Raw genomic sequence first — 17,301 nt, forward strand, 5'->3', positions numbered from 1 at the left:
TATGACAGCCCGTAACAAAGGTAACAAAAATACACTCAAAACCTATGCCGCCGTCGGCCTTGGCGGAGCGCTCGGCGCCGGGTTGCGCTATGTGATCGGGATGGGTGCCCTGCAAACGTTGGGGCCGCTTTTTCCCTGGGCGACGCTCGCCGTCAATGTGATCGGCTCGGGGCTCATCGCCTGGCTCGCGACTCAGGCCCGCCAACATCCTCAAGGCCACGTTTCCCGCTGGCACCACTTTTGGCTTGCCGGTTTTTGCGGCGGTTTTACCACCTTTTCGCTTTTTAGCTTAGAAGCGCTGCTGCTATGGCAGCGGAATCAGGCAGTGTTGGCGCTGCTTTATGTATTACTAAGCGTTAGCGGTTGGTTGATCGCGGCCTATATCGGGCAACGCCTTAGTGCGTCAAAAACGTAAGCCTGACCCTCGCGAATACCAGAAGGTTGATCTAAGTTAAGGATTAAGTCAGCTTTAAGGCTTAAGCTGCGTCAAATAACCACAGGCATGCTATTTAATTAGCCGCTTCCGCATAAAAGTGGAGTTTTGTCATCAGGGGGAGAAAAAATGTCGGACAGCAATAGCGGTATGGCGAATGATAATAAATCACTTAAAGCGAAAGAATTAAAACTCTTCTTATTTATCATTATTCTGCTCTTTCCTATCTTGGCCGTCGGCGTAGTGGGCGGTTACGGCTTTGCCGTGTGGATATTTCAAATGTTTGCCGGCCCGCCTGGGCCACCGGCATAAACGGGAATACGTATCCGTACCGCCGTTTTATGACGGTGCGTTAAACATAAAGTGACGAATAACACGAACTCAATAAACAGTCACTAAAGCGGATTTATTATCATTCCACTATTTTGAACGCACGTTTAAGGAGCGTTGGTATGCGCTTGCATAACCACGGACATAACAATCAGCGGCGCCAATTGTTTCGCTCTTTAACGGGTAAAGCGAATGTTAAACGCCCACCTTGGGCACGGGATGATTTTCTTACGGTGTGTACGCGTTGCGACGCCTGTATTACACAGTGCCCTGAGAAAGTGTTAGTGCGTGGCGGTGGGGGGTATCCCGAAATCTCCTTTGCCCAGGATGGCTGCACGTTGTGCGGTGAATGCGCCGAGGTGTGCGAGCCCGAGGCGCTTTTGCCGCCTAAAAGCGGCGCGGTCAATGCCGCCGCTTTTCCCTGGCGCGCCGAGATTGCGCCGCACTGCTTGGCGCTTGGCGGGATCCACTGCCAGAGCTGCCAGGATGCTTGCGAATGGCGAGCGATCGCGTTTCCGCTGGTAGCGGGCGGTAAGCCGCCCACACCGGTACTGGATAGCGAGCGCTGCACCGGCTGCGGGGCTTGCCAGCCCGCCTGTCCGAATGACGCGATCACCATGGTTAACCTGCACCCAGCAGGAACATAAAGGGAAACGCTTATGCTGGATAACTCGCTGCATATCGTGAGTTTTATTGTTCACGTAAAGCCTGATGCACTGGCCGCGACGGCGCAGTGGTTGGCCGAGCAGCCCAATTGCGACATCCGAGGCGAAGACGAAGCGGGAAAGCTCGTCGTTGTCGCCGAAAACAGCAATGAAAAAATGCTGCTGCGACTGATGGATACGGTACGCGAGCAGCCAGGGGTTTTGGATGCGGCGCTGGTGTACCACGAGGTGTTAGCGGCAGACACCGCTGATGAGCCACAAGACTAGCGACTCAAGACAAAAAAAAGGAAAAAGGGGGAGAGCCATGAAGCTAACACGTCGAGAGTTTGTTAAAGCCAACGCGGCGGCGGCTGCGGCGGCAACGGCGGGGATGAGTATCCCCGCCGGCGCGAGTAATTTGATTACGAATTCCGAGCTAACGCAGCTTAACTGGAACAAAGCCCCGTGCCGCTTTTGCGGGGTTGGCTGCAGCGTGATGGTGGGAACCTACGACGATAAAATCGTCGCCACCCATGGGGATAATCAGTCGGAGGTCAACCGTGGCCTCAACTGCGTCAAAGGCTACTTTCTGTCCAAGATTTTGTACGGCGAAGACCGTTTGACCCAGCCGCTATTGCGCAAAAGCAACGGCGTTTATGACAAAAATGGCAATTTTGAGCCGGTTTCGTGGGACGAAGCGCTCGATATCATGGCCGATAAGTTTAAAACCGCCATTCGTGACCACGGCCCGGATAGCGTGGGCATGTTTGGCTCAGGCCAGTGGACCATTTGGGAAGGCTACGCCTCAAGCAAGCTTTTCAAGGGCGGGTTTCGCACCAACAATATCGACCCTAACGCGCGCCACTGCATGGCGTCTGCGGTGTTCGGTTTTATTCGCACATTCGGTTCGGACGAACCGATGGGCGTCTACGACGATATTGAGCACGCCGACGCCTTTGTGCTTTGGGGCTCCAATATGGCGGAGATGCACCCGGTTCTTTGGACACGGGTGACCGACCGCCGACTCTCTTTCCCGGATACTCAAGTCGCCGTGCTCTCGACCTTTGAGCACAGAAGTTTTGATTTGGCCGATATACCCATGGTGATGAGCCCCCATGCGGATATCCCCATTCTTAACTACATCGCCAATCATATTATTCAAACCGACCGTGTGAACCGAGACTTCGTGGATCGCCACGTTAATTTTGCCCGCGGTACCGAGGATATTGGCTACGGGTTGCGCGATGAGCACCCGCTGCAGCAGGCGGCCGCCAATGCGGATAATGCCAATAGCTGGTCGGAGATGTCGTTTGACGAGTTCGCCGAGTACGTCAAACCTTATACGCTAGAGCGTGCGGCACGTGAATCCGGCGTATCGGAGAGCCGCCTGCAAGCGCTTGCCGAGCTATACGCTGACCCCGACAAGAAGGTGATGACGTTCTGGACCATGGGCGTCAACCAGCACACCCGGGGCGTGTGGGTGAATAACCTGATTTACAACCTCCACCTTTTGACCGGCAAAATTTCGGAGCCTGGCAACAGCCCCTTCTCGCTGACTGGTCAACCCTCCGCCTGCGGAACAGCGCGTGAGGTCGGCACCTTCGCCCACCGCTTGCCCGCCGATATGGTGGTGATGAACCCCGATCACCGTAAAAAAGCTGAAGAGATCTGGAAACTGCCGGAAGGCACGATTCCCGCCAAAGTGGGCTTTCACGCCGTGGAGCAGAGCCGGCGCTTAAAAGATGGCGATTTGAAGGTTTACTGGACGCAGGTGACCAACAACGTCCAGGCCGGCCCCAACTCCATGCAGGAGATTTTACCCGGCTGGCGCAACCCAGAGTCATTCGTCATCGTTTCGGATATTTACCCCACTGTCTCGGCACAAAACGCCGATCTCATTCTGCCTACTGCCGGCTGGGTGGAAAAAGAGGGTGCGTTTGGTAACTCCGAGCGGCGCACGCAGTTCTTCCACGAGCTAGTGCCGGCCCCGGGTGAGGCGCGCTCCGATCTATGGCAAACGGTAGAACTCTCTAAGCGCATACGCGTTGATGAGGTGTGGCCCGAGGAGCAGCTCAACAAAGCCCCTGAGATGCGCGATAAAACACTGTTTGAGGTGCTGTTCGCTAATGGCCAGGTGGATCAATACCCGCTTTCCGATATTTCCGAGGGCTATAACAACCACGAATCGGAGGATTTTGGCTTCTACATCCAGAAGGGGTTGTTCGAAGAGTACGCCCGCTTTGGACGCGGTAAAGGCAAAGATCTGGCGAACTTCGATGTGTATCACGAAACCCGCGGGCTGCGCTGGCCGGTTGTCGATGGCGAGGAGACCCTATGGCGTTATCGCGAGGGGCGTGACCCCTACGTCGAAGAGGGAACGGGCGTGCAGTTCTACGGCAAGCCGGATAACCGTGCGCTGATTTTTGCGCTGCCGCATGAGCCGCCCGCAGAAGTGCCGGATGACGAATTCCCCTTCTGGCTCTGCACAGGCCGTGTGCTGGAGCACTGGCACACAGGCTCCATGACGCGACGCGTGCCGGAGTTGCATAAAGCGGTGCCGGCGGCGCTGGCATATATGCACCCAGACGATGCCCGCAAGCAAGGCTTTCGCCGCGGGAGCGAAATCAACGTCGCCAGCCGCCGTGGCGAGGTGCGTTTGCGCGTTGAAACCCGCGGTCGCGTGAAACCGCCCCAAGGGATGGTTTACGTGCCGTTTTTCGATGCGTCGCACCTGATCAATAAAGTCACACTGGATGCGACCGACCCGATCTCTAAGCAAACCGATTTCAAGAAGTGCGCTGTGCGTCTTGAACTTGTCAACTTGGCGTAAGCGCCATAAGGAGCCTTGTGATGAAACGGTTAATGGTTTCCCTGCTTAGTGTTTTCTTTGTACTGGTTGCAGGCAGTGCGGCAGCACAGGAACGCCAAGACCCGGCCGCGCCGGATGGCCTACGCGCAGGCGGCACCGCCAGCCAAACATTGTCGGCCGATCCCATCGCCGGCCAGCCCAAGCAAGCCGGGCGCGAAGTGCTGAACTATCCCGAACAGCCGCCGGTAATTCCGCATACGATTCGCGACTACCAGGTCGACAAGCGCAGCAACCGCTGCTTGACCTGCCACAGCCGCGAGGACGCGGTGGACGCCGGGGCACCGATGGTGAGCATCACCCACTTTATGGATCGCCATAAGCAGGTGCTGGCCGCCGTCTCGCCGGATCGTTACTTCTGCACCCAGTGTCACGTGCCGCAAACCGACGCCAAGCCGTTGGTGGAAAATCAGTTCCGCACCGTGGATGAAGTGCTGACAGAGGCGATTCGTGAACGTGAGGGAGGTGAGCCATGAAGCGATTTCTCGCCCGTTATTGGCACATTTTCACTCGGCCGAGTGTTCACTACAGCCTGGGTTTTTTGACCCTAGGTGGCTTTATCGCCGGAATCATCTTTTGGGGTGGCTTTAATACCGCGATGGAGGCGACCAACACGGAGCAGTTTTGCGTCTCCTGCCATGAGATGCAGCAGCCCCTAGAGGAGCTTAAGTCGACCATCCACTACACCAACCGTTCCGGCGTGCGCGCGATTTGCTCGGATTGCCACGTGCCGCACGACTGGACCGACAAAGTGGCGCGCAAGATGGAGGCGTCAAAAGAGGTGTGGGGTTGGATTTTTGGCACGATTGATACCGAGGAGAAGTTCGAAGCCAAGCGCCTGGAGCTCGCACAGCGCGAATGGGAGCGACTAGAGGCCAACGACTCGCTGGAGTGTCGTAACTGCCACGAGTTTGACTCGATGGACTTCACCCAACAGAGCGAGCGCGCTGCTCGTTCTCACTCCACGTCGTTAGCTTCAGGGGAAGAAACCTGTATCGACTGCCACAAAGGCATTGCCCACGAGCTACCGGATATGCCGCCGGGCCACGAAGCAAACCTGCGCCCCTCGGACGATATCGTCTCTTGGGCGGCGAGCTTGGAGGATGATCCCTAAACTTAGCCATGATGTAAACAGACGCTGATAAACGGATCTTGGGAAGACTCAAGATCCGTTTTTTTTATCCAGAGCGCTGGAGTGGGCGTAATTTTGTATCATGGTGGGACGTTAAAGGAGAGCAACCGATGCAACAAAAAATCTTGGTGTTACATGGGCCGAATCTGAACCTTTTGGGCACGCGGCAGCCGGAAATCTACGGCGATGAAACGTTGCAGGATGTGAACCACGCCCTGCACGAACGAGCCCTGCTCGCCGGTTGGGAGCTGGTTTATCGCCAAAGCAACCACGAAGGTGAGCTCATCGATGCCATCCATACGGCGCGTGATGACGGTACCGGCGCGATTATTATCAACCCGGCAGCCTATACGCACACCTCCATAGCCATTTTGGATGCGCTTAACGCCTTTGATGGCAAGGTAATCGAAGTGCATATCTCCAACGTTCACCAGCGTGAAGCGTTTCGACACCACTCCTACGTGTCATTGCGCGCCGATGGGGTGATCGCAGGCTTGGGCACCCAGGGGTACCACGCCGCGCTGGAGGCGATTATGCGTGCGGCGAATTAAAAAAAGCGGGTGCCCGTTGGGCACCCGCCTATGCGCGTTGGTGAAGCATGCGTTTACGACGTGGTAAGCGCTAAGCGCTTTTTTTCGCGTCGCTTTTCGTTGCTTTTTTGCTGGAAGCGCCAGCGTCTGAAGCACTGCTATCGCTAGGCTGCGGTAGCGAAGGCAGCGATTTCGCCAGCATTTCCACGCTGTGGCGATAGTAGAGCTGGCTCTTATTATGCTCACCTAAGCTTGCGTATAAACGCGCCAGTTCCGCGCATACCACGCCGTTGGGACGCTGACGCTGGCTAGTTTCAAAATACTCTTGCGCTTTGCTCCACTGGCCGGTGCGTAGCGAAAGCCGCCCGCAGGCAAGCAGAAGTTCAGGGTCATTGGGGCGCTCTTTCAACCACTGCTCGGCTTTTGTTAGCTGACGGCGCGCATCGACATTGAGCAGGCCGTAGCGTTTCACCAGGCGAGCATCCCAGTGGTGGTCGAGCGAGTGACCCAACAGGCGCTCGGCAATGGGCTCTTCGTTTGCCTGCACCAGCGCCTCGGTGTAGAACACAATTAGCTCGGTGTTGGCGCGCAGGTAGTCGGGCATGTCGGCCCAGAGGCTACGCACACGCTCAACGTCGCTGGGGTTTTTGCTTTCAAACACAATGAGCTCGCGGTAGGCGCGGTATTCAAGCTGCTCACGCTCGGTGGTCGAGATCAATTTTTGCGCCGCGAGACGCGGAACCAACCGGCGTAAGCCGTCCCAATCGTTGACGCTTAAATGCACCTGCTTGAGTAGCTTGAGCACTTGGGGGTGATTGGTCAGCTTTTTATCCAGACGATTAAGAATCGCCAAGGCTTCTTCCGGCTGCTGACGATCAATCATCAGCTGCGCCTGCATCAAGCCAATGGCGGTGTCAGCGCCTTCGGTCGTGAGCTGTGCTTGGTTCAAGTGCTCTTGCGATGTCTCGTAGTCCCCTTGGTAATGCGCAGCAAGGGCGGCGGAGAGGTAGTTGACCAGCGGCGTGCTGGAATCATCCGCCGCGCGTACGAGGGTTTTCTCGGCTTTTTTCCAGCGCCCGTCGGTCAACGCGACGAGCCCGCGTACAGTGCGCTTCATGGCGCGGCGGTTGCGGGCGCGGCTATTCCAGGTGCGAAAGCGGCCGACCGGGCGAATAATGCCGCCCAAAAGGCGCAGCGCAAAGTGCAAGACGATAAACGCACCGAGCAGCAGTACCAAGCCGAACCAGAACGAGGTTTGTACGGAGGTGTCGCCGACCCGTATCAGCCAGTAGCCGGGCACGGACATCATCAGGTGCCCGAAAAAGGCACCGACGGCCAGCCCGACGATGATGAGGAGAACGAGCTTTCTCATGCCTCACCTCCGTTTTCGTTGCGCGACTCATAGCGGTTGTCGATGAACTCGCTAAGCGCTTGCTGAGAGCCGCTGATATCGGGAAGTTCCGGCGTTACCTGAGTCTGCTTGAGCTCTTCTAGGCGCTCGATAACGCTTTGGGTTTCGCTGCGCGAAGTGTCGTAGTAGCCGTTAAGTAGCGTCAGTGCTTTATCGAGGCTGGCTTCAAACAGTGCTTGCTCCTCTTTGAGCAGGGCCAACTGCGATTGCTCAAGGATTAAGCGCAGGCTCTGGCGCAGGTACGACTCTTGCTCTGGCGTGATCAACGCCTCAAGCGCTTCGTCGTGTTCGCGGATGACTACCAGCTCTTTGAGCTCTTCGCCAAAACGTGCCAGCTGGCGCTGGAAGGTGCCGGTGGGCGGCTCTTCTATCTTAGACGTAACCGGCTCAGCGTCGACGACTTCTTGGTCTAAACGCAGCGTGGCGATACGCTCTTGCTGCGCATTTAGCGCCAGGTAAATACCGGTACGGTCAACGCGCGGCACGGCGTCGAGTGCGGCCAGTTCACTGGCAATTTCGCGACGAATCGGGGTGAGTGCCGGGTTGTCGGCATCGGCTAAGCGCTCGTCGGCGGTGCGAAGAAGCGCGGCGGAACCTTCGACATCGCGCTCAAGCTGCAGGCGCTGATTGGCGAGGCGCAAAAGATAGGCCGCTTCGGCATGTAGCCACTCGCGTTCGTCGGTATCTTGCTCTTGAGAGAGCTGGCTGAGCACGTCATCCAAGGTGCCGTTGACCTCTGAGCGATAGCTTGCAAAGTCGTCACGCAGCTCGCTAACGGTATCGTCGAGCGTTTGGTTACGCTGCTCTTCGGCGCTTTCAAGGCGCGATTCGAGTTCGCTGAGCGCATCTTGCGAGGCGCTGTTACTTGCCTGTTGAGAGATCTCATCAATACGCTGCTGCTGGCTCTCCAAGCGCTGCCAACCTTGCCAGGCGAGCCACGCCAGGGCAATCGCTAGGAGAATCACCAGGATGATCGCCACGATACCGCCTTTGCCGCCGCCACCGCTTTTGCTTTGGGGGGAACTGGCGGGGGGCGGTGTGCTGCTTGAAGCGCTGCCGCTGGTTTTATTGGCTGACGCTTGGCCTGATGCACCACTTGCAGGAGCGGCTTTCGTGGGGGGCTTGGCGGCGGCGTTTTTGTCGCTAGCGCTGCGCTGCGCTTTATTATCCGCCTCTTTGCTATCCGGTTTATTGCCAGAAGGGCGCGCGCTTTCCGTATTTGAGCTCGTATTATTGGCTGAGCTCGAGGTGTTGGACGCTGGCTTATTTGAGCCCGCGCTATTTTTACTCGAGTTATTGGCACCGGTTTTGGCCGTGTTGGCGCTTGCCGTATTGCCGCTGTTCTTAGCGCCACCGGCTTTCGGTTGGCTGTTCGACGACGCGGCGGACGCCTTCTGCGTATCGTCCTGATCGTTAGGTTGTTTGCTCATCTGTCGCTAGCCCTTGTTAAGTTCCTTGATCGACATCGGTCCCCGGCGGGTTGCAGGCCCGAGCCAACGCGGCTGTCAGCGCAGCCGGTGTTGCTCCTGACGCTACCGTAGGGGCTCGAAAGCCCAGTGTTTCAGCCAGTGTAGCCAAACGGCGACTGGAAACGATTAGCGGTTGGTTCAAGGCTGCCTGATTGCACCATTTTGCCAGATGTTGCAGCTGTTCGCCGCTGGTAACAATCAACGCCTGATAATTCCCCTGGGTTAGCCGCGTTTTTCCGCTGTTATCAGGCGGTGCATAGACGCGGCGGTAGACGCTTGCACGGGTGACATTGGCACCGCGCGCGCTGAGCGTATCGGCCAGCAGTGCCCGACCGCCATCCCCAGCGACGATTAACACTTTTTGCCGGTCAACGTGCTGTAGTGATGGCAGCGCGAGCAGTGCCTCGCTGGTATCTTCTCCGCTGTTTGCCGGTACATGGACCCGCACGCCTAGTTTCGCGTGAAGCGTTTGCGCCGTGGCGCTACCGACACTGTAATAGTCAATGCCGATGGGCAGTTGAGGCCAGTAGCGGTCAAGCGCGGCACTTAAGCAATCAGCGGCGAAGGGACTGACGACGATGATTTTTTGATACTGATCAATATCTAGCCACAAGCTTCGTAACGCCGGGTCTTCGGGCAGCGCTTCTAGCTGTATCACGCCAAGCAGCTCCACGGCGAAGCCGCGCTGCTCAATCGCGTCAGCGAGTACCGCGCCGCGCTCGCCGGGGCGAGTGATCAGTACCGGTGGCATCACTGGCTACCGTAAACCTCAGCAAGAATATCGCCCGCGCCGAGATCGAGTAGCTCATCCGCCACGCGAATACCCAGCGCTTCCGGCTCGTGCATAGAACCTTTGCCTTCGGCGCGCAGCACCTCGGTGCCTTCTGGGTTGCCGACCAAGCCGCGCAGCCACAGGGTTTCACTCGCTTTGTCCAGCACGGCATGGCCGCCAATAGGCACCTGGCAGCCGCCTTCGAGGCGGGTGTTCATCGCCCGCTCGGCGCGCACGCGGGTGGCGGTGTCGGCATCATCGAGCGGGGCGAGCAGTGAGGTCAGCTCCGGGTCGTGCAGGCGGCACTCAATACCTAGTGCCCCTTGGCCGCACGCGGGCAGGCAGATTTCCGGCGGTAGCGCTTGCGCAATGCGTGCTTCAAGCCCTAAGCGTTTAAGCCCGGAGGTAGCCAGAATAATGGCGTCAAAGTCGCCGGCGTCGAGCTTGCCTAGACGGGTTTGCACATTGCCGCGTAGGTTAAGAATCTCAAGGTCGGGGCGCGCCTCGCGAAGCTGTAGGCCGCGGCGTAGGCTTGCGGTGCCGACACGCGCGCCTTCGGGCAACTCATCGACACTTTTATAGTGGTTGGAGACAAACGCATCGGTGGGGTCGGCGCCTTCGAGGATCACTGAAAGACCCAGCCCCTCGGGGAAGTGCATCGGCACGTCTTTCATCGAGTGCACGGCGATATCCGCGCGACCATCCAGCATGGCTTCTTCCAGCTCTTTGACGAACAGCGCTTTGCCACCGATTTTGGAAAGCGGTGTGTCGAGAATTTTATCGCCCTTGGTGGAAAGTGCGATCAGCTCGACTTCAAGCCCAGGGTTGGCGGCGATTAAACGGTCACGCACGTGTTCGGCCTGCCACATGGCCAGTTGGCTTTTTCGTGTGGCGATACGCAGCTTAGTGATGGATTGCACGTTATTCTCCCTTCGCCGCTATCACGGCCCGATAAACTATGTTAGTTCTCATCATAAAGCACCCGGCCACACAGTAAAAATTAGCGCTACAAAAACATCGTTGGCCGGCGTTGCCCTTCCCCGCTAGAACAACACAATTTTATTAGGATGCATTATGGCCCGAGTCCCAATCCCTGGGCAGCTAGCGCAATTTTTTACCCTGTCCCATGATCTGTTTTGCTGCGTGGATTTAGCTGGCTATTTTTTGCAGGTTAATCCTGCGTTTTTAGCCTTGCTTGAGTACAGCGAAGGCGCTGTTATAACGCACCCGTATACCCTCGTGGTTAGCGAAGCGGATCAGCCGCTGGTCGCCGATATTTTAGCGCGGCTAGCGCAAGGGAACGAGGTGGAGGTGTTTGAGCTACAACTCGTCAGCGCTTCACGCCATCGCCACTGGGTAGAAGTCAGTGCCTCGCTAGGCGCGGATCGCATTATTTACGTGGTTGCACGCCAAATCACCGAGCGCAAGCGATTGGAAGCGCAGTTGCAACATAATCAGCGGCTTTTTCACATTGCCGGTGACACCGCGCTGATTGGTGGCTGGTACGTCGACATGCGTGACGGGCTGCCGGTCTGGTCCGATGAGATATGCCGTATTCATGGCGTCGAGCCGGGGTATCAACCCACGATAGAAAGCGCTATCGATTTTTATATGCCCAGCTCGCAAGCGTGCATTCGCCACGTCTTTACCCAATGCAGCGAAACAGGGGAGGGCTTTGATGAAGAATTAGAAATTCTTACCCGCCAGGGGGAAACGCGTTGGGTGCGGGTGGTGGGGCAAGCCGTGCGCGACGAGATTGGAAGGATTGAGCAAGTGCAAGGCTCTACTCAAGATATCCATGCGCGCAAAGTGGCCGAGGGGCAACTTAAGCTGCTTGAGCGCGGTGTGGAATCGAGCGTCAACGGCATTGTGATTGCCGATGCCAGGCAGCCCGACTTGCCGATCGTGTACGTTAACGCGGCCTTTGAGCGCATTACCGGTTACTCCCGTGAGGGGCGTAACTGCCGCTTTTTGCAAGGGGACGAGACCGACCCACAGGCCGTCAGGGTGTTGCACGAAGCCATTGATGCCGAGCGTGAAGTGCACGTGACGCTGCGCAACTACCGCCGCAATGGCGCGCTGTTTTGGAATGATTTGTATATTTCTCCAGTGCGCGATGAGAGCGGTGCGGTAACGCACTATATCGGCGTGCAAAACGATATTACCGAGCAGCGCGAATATCAGGCGCAACTCAACTACAACGCCAACCATGATGCGCTCACGGGGCTGCCGAATCGCACCTTGCTGGCGCAGCGCCTAGAGCAGGGCTGCCAAATTGCCCAACGGCATCAGCGTTATTTGGCGGTGCTGTTTATTGATTTGGACGACTTCAAGCCGATTAACGATACCCTGGGGCATGAGGTGGGCGATTTTATTCTGGTCGAAGTCGCCAAGCGGCTGGAGGCCGTTTTGCGCCCGTGGGATACCGTGGCCCGTTTTGGCAGCGATGAATTTGTGGTGGTACTGCCGGATATCGCCGATGAAAGCGATGCACTCTACGTCGTTGAGCGGATGCTGCGACAGCTGGCCTCCGCGTATTGGCATAACGGCAGTGAGATGCGCATCACTGCAAGTATCGGGATTGCCACCAGCGACGGCAAAACCGACCGCCCGAAGGCGCTCATCCAGCAGGCGGATTTGGCGATGTACAAAGCCAAACGCCAAGGGCGCAACACCTATCAGTGGTACACTGAGGAGCTTAACCAAAAAGTCAGCGCCCGTGTGGCGTTACGTAGTGCCTTACAGCAGGCCATTGAGCAGAGCGAGTTTGAGCTGCATTACCAGCCGCAAATACATAGCCCCAGTGGCCGTGTGATCGGTGTTGAAGCGCTGCTACGCTGGCATCATCCGGCGCGTGGCTATATCCCTCCCGGTGAGTTTATTGGCCTGGCCGAAGACACCGGTCAGATCATCCCCATCAGCGACTGGGTGTTGGCGACGGCCTGCCGCGACGGGCAGCGGCTCAATGCGCTCGGCGTTGGGCGCACCAGCATGGCGGTGAATATTTCCCCCATGCAGTTTCAGCGCCCCGGTTTTCTTGAATCGGTTGAGCACACCTTGGAAGCCAGCGCCTTCGATCCGACGCTTTTAGAGCTTGAACTCACCGAAGGCGTGCTGATGGAGAGCGCCGAGCGAGCGATTCATGCGCTGGATGCGCTGCGTGAACTCGGTGTGCATATCGCCCTAGATGACTTCGGCACCGGCTTCTCTAGCCTGAGCTATCTCAAGCGGCTGCCGATCAACAAGATAAAGATCGACCGTTCCTTTGTGCGTGAAGTGATCAGCGACCATCGCGACGCCGCGATCATTGAAGGCGTGGTCACCATGGCGGCCAAAATGGAGCTTGAAGTGCTGGTAGAAGGCGTGGAAACCGCCGCCCAGCACGCCTTTTTACGCAAGCAGCTATGCGATACCTTCCAGGGATTTTACTTCGCGCGGCCCATGCCGTTTGACGATTTGGTTCGCTTTATGCGCGAGCAGCGCCCGGTGGTACCAAGGGTTACGGACGTCGAGGGCGAAGGGGGGCGTACGCTGCTATTGCTCGATGACGAGCCCAATATTCTGCGCGCGCTTACCCGCGTACTGCGGCGTGATGGCTACCGGATTATCGCCGTTGAAAAACCCAAGGACGCGTTTGAGCACATGGCGATGAACGACGTAGACGTGATTCTCAGCGACCAACGGCTGCCTGAAATGAGCGGCACGACGTTTTTGCACCGGGTGAAAGAACTTTACCCCGATACGGTACAGCTGATTCTTTCCGGCTATACCAACCTGAAAACCGTGACCGATGCGGTGAACCAGGGTGGTGTGTATAAATTTATCACCAAACCATGGGACGACGACGAACTGCGCGCGCTGGTGCAAGAGGCATTCCGCCATGCCGAGCGGGAGCGACTGCGCCACGGGCAAAAAAGACGTCGTCCCGCTGCTGAGCACTAAAGCACGGCAGGGCGAAATCGCAAATCGCCGTGCCGCTTGGTAGGGCGACTCTGGTACACTTTGACCAACGATTTTTTTAATGTTTACGCAGGATACATGTTGTCATGAGTCAAGCTACCAACCAGTCCTGGGGCGGCCGCTTCAGCGAACCTACCGATGCCTTCGTCGAGCGCTTCACCGCCTCGGTCAGTTTTGACCAGCGCCTGGCGGCGCAAGATATTCGGGGCTCGATGGCGCATGCCACCATGCTGGCGCGGGTGGGCGTATTGACCGATGATGAACGCGAGGCAATCGTCACCGGCCTCAGCGAAATCCGCGACGAAATTGAGCGCGGTGAATTTCAGTGGTCGGTGCCGCTGGAAGACGTGCACATGAACATCGAAGCGCGGCTGACCGATAAAATCGGCATTACCGGCAAAAAGCTTCACACCGGCCGCTCGCGCAACGATCAGGTGGCCACCGACATTCGCCTGTTTATGCGCGATGCCATCGATGCCATCGAAGTCGAGCTGATTCGCCTGCGCGAAGGCATGGTCGCGCTTGCCGACCGCGAAGCCGACACCATCATGCCGGGGTTTACCCACTTGCAAACGGCGCAGCCGGTGACGTTTGGCCACCACTTACTAGCCTGGCAGGAAATGCTTGCCCGCGATCACGAGCGCCTGCTCGATTGTCGCAAACGCGTTAACGTCATGCCGCTGGGCGCCGCGGCGCTGGCGGGGACGACCTACCCGATTGATCGCCACGTTACCGCTGAGCTTTTGGGCTTTAATCGTCCGGCGGAGAACTCGCTAGACGCGGTGTCTGATCGCGATTTCGCCATCGAATTCGTCAGCTTCGCCAGCATTTTGCTCATGCACATGTCGCGTATGAGCGAAGAGCTGGTGCTGTGGACCAGCGCGCAGTTTGATTTCATCGACCTGCCGGATCGTTTTTGCACCGGCTCCTCGATCATGCCGCAGAAGAAAAATCCTGATGTGCCCGAATTGGTGCGGGGCAAAACCGGCCGCGTTTACGGTCACCTGATGGGGCTTTTGACGCTGATGAAATCGCAGCCGCTGGCCTACAACAAAGACAACCAGGAAGACAAAGAGCCGCTGTTTGACGCCGTGGATACCGTGGGCGATTGCCTAAAAGCCTTTGCCGATATGGTGCCGGCCATTGAGCCGAAAAAGGTCAATATGTTCGAAGCGGCGCGCAAGGGCTTCTCCACCGCCACCGACCTTGCCGACTACCTAGTGCGCAAAGGCGTGGCTTTCCGCGACGCTCACGAGATTGTCGGTGAGTCGGTGGCTTACGGCCTAAAAGAAGAGAAAGACCTCTCCGAGATGTCGCTCGACGAGCTGCGCCAGTTCTCTCAGGTGATCGAAAGCGACGTCTTCGAGGTGCTAACGCTAGAAGGCTCCGTCGCGGCGCGTAATCACATTGGCGGCACCGCGCCGGATCAAGTCCGCGCGGCCGCACAACGGGCACGCGAAGCGCTCGCCGTGCTTAAGGATCAGGCATGAGCGTTAAGAGCCTATTATTCGGCGTCGCCGTGATGTTGCTGCTGGCAGGCTGTGGCCAAAAAGGGCCGCTCTACTTGCCCGATGACGCCGCCAATGCGAATGCCGCCGAGCAGGAGGGGTAAATGGATCACTTTAACTACCGCGACGGCGTGCTCTACGCCGAAGACGTGCCGCTATCGCGGATCGCCGCTGAGCACGGCACACCCTGCTACGTTTACTCCAAGGCGACGCTTGCGCGCCATTTTCGCGCCTATACCGAGGCGCTGGGTAGCCAGTCGCATTTGATTTGCTACGCCGTGAAGGCAAATTCCAACCTTGCCGTGCTGGGGCTTTTGGCCAAGCTCGGCGCGGGCTTTGATATTGTCTCGGTGGGCGAACTTGAGCGCGTCCTCAAAGCGGGCGGCGACCCGGCGAAGGTCGTGTTTTCCGGGGTGGCCAAGCAGGCAAACGAGATGGCCCGGGCGTTAGAAGTCGGCATCAAATGCTTTAACGTCGAATCGCGCCCCGAGCTTGAGCGCTTAAATGCCGTGGCCGGTGAATTAGGCAAAACCGCGCCAGTGTCGCTACGCGTCAACCCGGACGTGGACGCGGGCACTCACCCGTATATTTCCACCGGGCTTAAGGACAACAAGTTCGGTATACCGGTGGATGAAGCACTTGCGGTGTACGAGTTTGCGGCAAGCCTTTCACATGTCAAGGTGGTGGGATTGGATTGCCATATTGGCTCGCAGCTGACCGAGACGGCGCCGTTTCTGGACGCCCTGGAGCGCCTGCTGGTGCTGATGGAGCGCTTGCACGAGCGCGGTATCGAGATCGAGCACCTCGACCTCGGTGGTGGTCTTGGCGTGACCTATCGCGATGAAAAGCCGCCCCAGCCGTTTGATTACGCCAGCCAGTTGCTCTCGCGTCTGTCGTGCTGGGAAGGTGGTAAAAAACTCACTTTGTTGTTTGAACCGGGCCGCTCGATTGCCGCCAATGCGGGCGTCATGCTCACCCGCGTGGAGTTCTTAAAGCCGGGCGAAGGCAAGAACTTTGCCATCGTCGATGCAGGCATGAACGACTTGATTCGCCCCTCGCTCTACCAGGCGTGGCAGGCGATTGTCCCGGTGGATACCCGCGAAGCACGCGAGAGAGCCGTCTACGACGTGGTCGGCCCGGTGTGCGAAACCGGCGACTTTTTAGGCAAAGAGCGCGAATTGGCGATTGCCGAAAATGATTTGCTCGCCGTGCGCTCTGCCGGCGCCTACGGCTTCGTCATGGCCTCGAACTACAACAGCCGCCCGCGCCCGGCAGAGCTTATGGTCGATGGCGACGCCTGTTATGTCGTGCGCCGCCGCGAGAGCGTTGAGAGCCTGTGGGCCGGCGAAGCGCTACTGCCCGATAGCACCTTGGGCCAGGCAGAGGAGCGATAATGCTGCTGCACTTCACCAAAATGCACGGCCTGGGTAACGACTTTGTGATGGTGGATCTCGTCACCCAGCGCGCGCGCCTGACCGATGCCCATGTCCGCGAGCTTTCCGACCGCCGCTTTGGTATTGGTTTTGATCAGTTGCTGGTGGTGGAGCCGCCTCGCGACCCGGATATGGATTTTCGCTACCGCATCTTCAACGCCGACGGCAGCGAAGTAGAGAACTGCGGCAACGGCGCGCGCTGCTTTGCCCGGTTTGTGCGCGACCAGCGCTTGACCCATAAAAACGAAATTCATGTCGAAACTAGCGGCGGCCCGCTGGTGCTGACGATTCAGCACGATGGCCAGGTGCGCGTTGACATGGGCCGTCCGCGGTTCACGCCGTCTGCGCTGCCGTTTGACGCCCCCGGCGATCAGCCCTTGCATGAGCTGAACGTTGACGGTGAAGTGTTGGAAATCAGCGTGGTGTCGATGGGCAACCCCCACGCGGTGCTAGAGGTCGAGAACGTCGAGAGCGCGCCGGTAGCGCGTTTGGGCCCCTCGATTGAGGCGCACCCGCGCTTTCCCCACAAGGTGAATGTCGGCTTTATGCAGGTCGTTTCCCCCAGCGAAATTCGCCTGCGCGTGTTCGAACGCGGCAGTGGTGAAACGCTAGCGTGCGGCACCGGGGCCTGTGCTGCGGTTGCTAGCGGCATTCGCCAGGGGCTTTTGAAAAGCCCGGTTAAAGTCCACCTGCCTGGTGGTGAGCTCTCCATCGAATGGCCCGACCCGGAAGCGTCGCTCATCATGGTTGGCCCCGCCACGCGCGTGTTTGATGGCCGCGTCGCACTGAATTAAGCGCATTGAATTATTCGTA

Annotated in this window: 18 protein-coding genes; 14 read left to right on the forward strand and 4 right to left on the reverse strand. The window is 57.9% G+C overall.

What is annotated here, in order from left to right:
* The first annotated feature begins 1 nt into the window (after position 1).
* The 8 genes from crcB (at position 2) to aroQ (ending at position 5,956) form a co-directional block, all read left to right on the forward strand.
* Complete coding sequence (gene crcB / locus HZS81_RS10185) at positions 2–415, forward strand: fluoride efflux transporter CrcB (RefSeq protein WP_179930452.1); 414 nt, start codon at positions 2–4, stop codon at positions 413–415.
* A 147-nt stretch (positions 416–562) separates the two neighbouring features.
* Entirely contained in the window at positions 563–745 is a 183-nt protein-coding gene (napE, locus tag HZS81_RS10190) for a periplasmic nitrate reductase, NapE protein (protein ID WP_179930453.1), read from the forward strand.
* A 140-nt stretch (positions 746–885) separates the two neighbouring features.
* Positions 886–1,410, forward strand: coding sequence for a ferredoxin-type protein NapF (gene napF / locus HZS81_RS10195; protein ID WP_179930454.1), 525 nt, complete (start codon positions 886–888; stop codon positions 1,408–1,410).
* 12 nt (positions 1,411–1,422) lie between these two features.
* Complete coding sequence (locus tag HZS81_RS10200; protein WP_179930455.1) at positions 1,423–1,695, forward strand: chaperone NapD; 273 nt, start codon at positions 1,423–1,425, stop codon at positions 1,693–1,695.
* A 37-nt stretch (positions 1,696–1,732) separates the two neighbouring features.
* Complete coding sequence (gene napA / locus HZS81_RS10205) at positions 1,733–4,237, forward strand: nitrate reductase catalytic subunit NapA (protein WP_179930456.1); 2,505 nt, start codon at positions 1,733–1,735, stop codon at positions 4,235–4,237.
* Positions 4,238–4,257: 20 nt separating this feature from the next.
* Positions 4,258–4,749, forward strand: a complete 492-nt coding sequence (locus HZS81_RS10210; protein ID WP_179930457.1) for a nitrate reductase cytochrome c-type subunit — start codon at positions 4,258–4,260, stop codon at positions 4,747–4,749.
* Positions 4,746–5,387 carry a NapC/NirT family cytochrome c gene (locus HZS81_RS10215; protein ID WP_179930458.1) on the forward strand — a complete coding sequence of 214 codons (642 nt, stop codon included), beginning with the start codon at positions 4,746–4,748 and terminating at the stop codon, positions 5,385–5,387. Before HZS81_RS10210 ends, HZS81_RS10215 begins: the two co-directional genes overlap by 4 nt.
* A gap of 128 nt (positions 5,388–5,515) precedes the next feature.
* Positions 5,516–5,956, forward strand: coding sequence for a type II 3-dehydroquinate dehydratase (gene aroQ, locus HZS81_RS10220; protein WP_179930459.1), 441 nt, complete (start codon positions 5,516–5,518; stop codon positions 5,954–5,956).
* Between the two features lie 70 nt (positions 5,957–6,026).
* Here the strand turns inward: aroQ and HZS81_RS10225 are convergent, their stop codons facing one another.
* On the reverse strand, positions 6,027–7,307 hold the full coding sequence (locus tag HZS81_RS10225; protein ID WP_179930460.1) for a heme biosynthesis HemY N-terminal domain-containing protein: 1,281 nt from the start codon (positions 7,305–7,307) through the stop codon (positions 6,027–6,029).
* Positions 7,304–8,326, reverse strand: coding sequence for a uroporphyrinogen-III C-methyltransferase (locus tag HZS81_RS18040; RefSeq protein WP_338401846.1), 1,023 nt, complete (start codon positions 8,324–8,326; stop codon positions 7,304–7,306). Before HZS81_RS18040 ends, HZS81_RS10225 begins: the two co-directional genes overlap by 4 nt.
* Here HZS81_RS18040 and HZS81_RS18045 point away from each other — a divergent pair.
* Positions 8,316–8,756 (forward strand): hypothetical protein, encoded by a 441-nt coding sequence (locus HZS81_RS18045; RefSeq protein ID WP_241697455.1) that lies wholly within the window; start codon positions 8,316–8,318, stop codon positions 8,754–8,756. The two genes, HZS81_RS18040 and HZS81_RS18045, sit on opposite strands and share 11 nt — an antisense overlap.
* 36 nt (positions 8,757–8,792) lie before the next feature.
* Here HZS81_RS18045 and HZS81_RS10235 read toward each other — a convergent pair whose 3' ends face one another.
* A complete protein-coding gene (locus HZS81_RS10235; protein ID WP_179930462.1) occupies positions 8,793–9,569 on the reverse strand; it encodes a uroporphyrinogen-III synthase in 777 nt (258 codons plus the stop codon).
* Positions 9,566–10,507 carry a hydroxymethylbilane synthase gene (gene hemC, locus HZS81_RS10240; RefSeq protein ID WP_179930463.1) on the reverse strand — a complete coding sequence of 314 codons (942 nt, stop codon included), beginning with the start codon at positions 10,505–10,507 and terminating at the stop codon, positions 9,566–9,568. Before hemC ends, HZS81_RS10235 begins: the two co-directional genes overlap by 4 nt.
* 154 nt (positions 10,508–10,661) lie before the next feature.
* Here hemC and HZS81_RS10245 point away from each other — a divergent pair, with 154 nt between their 5' ends.
* From HZS81_RS10245 to dapF, 5 genes are all read left to right on the forward strand, one after another.
* On the forward strand, positions 10,662–13,529 hold the full coding sequence (locus HZS81_RS10245) for an EAL domain-containing protein (protein ID WP_179930464.1): 2,868 nt from the start codon (positions 10,662–10,664) through the stop codon (positions 13,527–13,529).
* A 104-nt stretch (positions 13,530–13,633) separates the two neighbouring features.
* Complete coding sequence (gene argH, locus HZS81_RS10250; RefSeq protein WP_179930465.1) at positions 13,634–15,037, forward strand: argininosuccinate lyase; 1,404 nt, start codon at positions 13,634–13,636, stop codon at positions 15,035–15,037.
* Positions 15,034–15,159: an LPS translocon maturation chaperone LptM gene (lptM, locus tag HZS81_RS10255; RefSeq protein WP_179930466.1), complete on the forward strand. Its 126-nt coding sequence runs from the start codon at positions 15,034–15,036 to the stop codon at positions 15,157–15,159. The genes argH and lptM overlap by 4 nt, the downstream gene beginning before the upstream one ends.
* The gene (lysA, locus tag HZS81_RS10260) at positions 15,160–16,449 is read left to right on the forward strand and encodes a diaminopimelate decarboxylase (protein ID WP_179930467.1); all 1,290 of its coding nucleotides are present in this window, start codon (positions 15,160–15,162) and stop codon (positions 16,447–16,449) included.
* Positions 16,449–17,282, forward strand: coding sequence for a diaminopimelate epimerase (gene dapF, locus HZS81_RS10265; protein WP_179930468.1), 834 nt, complete (start codon positions 16,449–16,451; stop codon positions 17,280–17,282). Before lysA ends, dapF begins: the two co-directional genes overlap by 1 nt.
* Positions 17,283–17,301 lie beyond the last annotated feature (19 nt).

Source organism: Vreelandella salicampi (assembly GCF_013415105.1).
Classification (GTDB): Bacteria; Pseudomonadota; Gammaproteobacteria; order Pseudomonadales; family Halomonadaceae; genus Vreelandella; species Vreelandella salicampi.